Annotated in this window: 1 pseudogene (cut by a window edge); it reads left to right on the forward strand. The window is 55.3% G+C overall.

The features are described from left to right. Positions 1–2,923 (forward strand): annotated as a pseudogene (locus AO240_RS29380) (retention module-containing protein) (its annotated part extends 7,387 nt beyond the left edge of the window); the annotation flags it as partial.

Below are 2,923 nucleotides of genomic sequence, written 5' to 3' on the forward strand. Positions count from 1 at the left end.
GTTTATGCCAATGGCTCGACCGTCAGCACTACGATCACCAACGCTACCGGCGGCAACTTCGAAAATCTGGTGCCGAACACTGCACCTGCAGTCACTACGATTGCTGACTCGATCGACACTACCACCGTTACCCTGACCGCAAATAATTCGGTCACCGAAGGCGGTCAAATCACTTACACCGCCACGCTGACCAATCCAGCGCAGACACTCGATCGACACTACCACCGTTACCCTGACCGCAAATAATTCGGTCACCGAAGGCGGTCAAATCACTTACACCGCCACGCTGACCAATCCAGCGCAGACGCCAGTAACGGTCACCTTGAGCAATGGCTCGGTAATCAATATCAAAGCCGGTGAGTCGGTTGGCTCTGTAGCCGTCGATACCCCGGCTAACGATGTTTACGCTAATGGCTCGACGGTCAGCACTACGATTACGTCGGCCACCGGCGGTAACTTCGAAAATCTGGTGCCAAACACTGCGCCTGCAGTCACTACGATTGCCGATTCGATCGATACCACTACCGTCACGCTGACGGCTGGCCAGACCGTGACCGAAGGCGGTCAGATTACTTACACCGCTACGCTGACTAATCCAGCGCAAACGCCAGTGACTGTCACCTTGAGCAATGGCTCGGTAATTAGCATCAAGGCCGGTGAGTCGGTTGGTACTGTGGCTGTAGATACACCAGCTAACGACGTTTATGCCAATGGCTCGACCGTCAGCACTACGATTACGTCGGCAACGGGCGGTAACTTCGAAAACTTGGTGCCGAACACTGCGCCTGCAGTCACCACCATTGCGGACTCGATCGACACCACTACCGTCACGCTGACCGCAAACAACTCGGTCACCGAAGGCGGCAATATCACTTACACCGCTACGCTGACTAACCCAGCGCAAACGCCGGTCACCGTGACGTTGAGCAACGGGCAGACCATCGTTATCGAAGCGGGCAAATCCGCTGGCACTGTTGTTTTCGAAACTCCGGCCAACGATGTCTACAACAACGGTTCTACCGTTAGCACCACGATTACGAGCGCTACCGGCGGTAACTTCGAAAATCTGGTACCGAACACCGCGCCTGCTGTAACCACCATTGCCGACTCGATCGACACCACCACCGTTACTCTGACCGCAAATAACTCGGTCACCGAAGGCGGTCAGATCACATACACCGCCACGCTGACTAATCCGGCGCAAACACCAGTAACGGTCACCTTGAGCAATGGCTCGGTAATCACTATCAAGGCCGGTGAGTCGGTTGGCACGGTGGCTGTAGATACACCAGCTAACGACGTTTACGCGAATGGCTCGACCGTCAGCACTGCGATCACCAACGCTACCGGCGGCAACTTCGAAAACCTCGTGCCGAACACTGCGCCTGCAGTCACTACGATTGCTGATTCGATCGATACCACTACCGTCACATTGACCGCAAACAATTCGGTCACCGAAGGCGGCAACATCACCTACACCGCTACGCTGACTAACCCAGCGCAAACGCCGGTGACTGTGACACTTTCGAATGGTCAGACGATCGTTATTGAAGCAGGCAAATCCGCTGGCACTGTAGTTTTCGAAACTCCGGCCAACGACGTCTACAACAACGGCTCCACCGTTAGCACCACGATCACCAACACTACCGGCGGCAACTTCGAAAACTTGGTGCCGAACACTGCACCTGCGGTCACTACGATTGCCGATTCAATCGATACCACTACCGTTACGTTGACGGCTGGCCAGACGGTAACCGAAGGCGGTCAGATTACTTATACGGCTACTTTGACCAATCCTGCGCAAACGCCAGTGACTGTCACCCTGAGCAATGGCGCAGTGATTACCATCAAAGCCGGTGAGTCGGTTGGTACTGTCCAGGTCGATACACCAGCTAACGACGTCTACAACAACAGTTCAACTGTTAGCACCACGATTACGAGTGCCACCGGCGGTAACTTCGAAAACCTCGTGCCGAACACTGCACCGGCTGTAACCACCATTGCTGATTCGATCGACACCACCACCGTCACGCTGACCGCCAACAACTCGGTGACCGAAGGCGGTCAGATCACTTACACCGCCACGCTGACTAACCCAGCGCAGACGCCAGTGACTGTCACCTTGAGCAACGGCTCGGTGATCACTATCAAGGCAGGTGAGTCGGTTGGCACCGTGGCTGTGGATACTCCGGCCAACGACGTCTACAACAACGGTTCCACCGTTAGCACCACTATTACAAGCGCCACCGGCGGCAACTTCGAAAACCTGGTGCCGAACACTGCACCTGCGGTCACTACGATTTCCGATTCGATCGACACCACTAGCGTCACACTGACCGCAAACAATTCGGTCACCGAAGGCGGTCAGATTACTTACACCGCTACGCTGACTAACCCAGCGCAAACGCCGGTCACCGTGACGTTGAGCAACGGGCAGACCATCGTTATCGAAGCGGGCAAATCCGCTGGCACTGTAGTTTTCGAAACCCCGGCCAACGACGTTTACAACAACGGTTCTACCGTTAGCACCACAATTACCAATGCCACCGGCGGTAACTTCGAAAACCTGGTGCCGAACACTGCACCTGCGATCACTACGATTGCTGACTCGATCGACACCACCACCGTCACGCTGACCGCAAACAACTCGGTCACCGAGGGCGGTCAGATTACCTACACCGCGACTTTGACCAATCCAGCACAGACGCCGGTAAACGTCACACTGAGCAATGGCTCGGTGATCACTATCAAGGCGGGTGAGTCGGTTGGCACCGTGGCTGTGGATACTCCGGCCAACGATGTTTACAACAACGGTTCTACCGTTAGCACCACGATCACCAACGCTACCGGCGGCAACTTCGAAAACTTGGTGCCGAACACTGCACCTGCAGTCACTACGATTGCCGACTCGATCGATACCACT

This window comes from Pseudomonas sp. ICMP 460 (assembly GCF_002723595.1).
Classification (GTDB): domain Bacteria; phylum Pseudomonadota; class Gammaproteobacteria; order Pseudomonadales; family Pseudomonadaceae; genus Aquipseudomonas; species Aquipseudomonas kitaguniensis.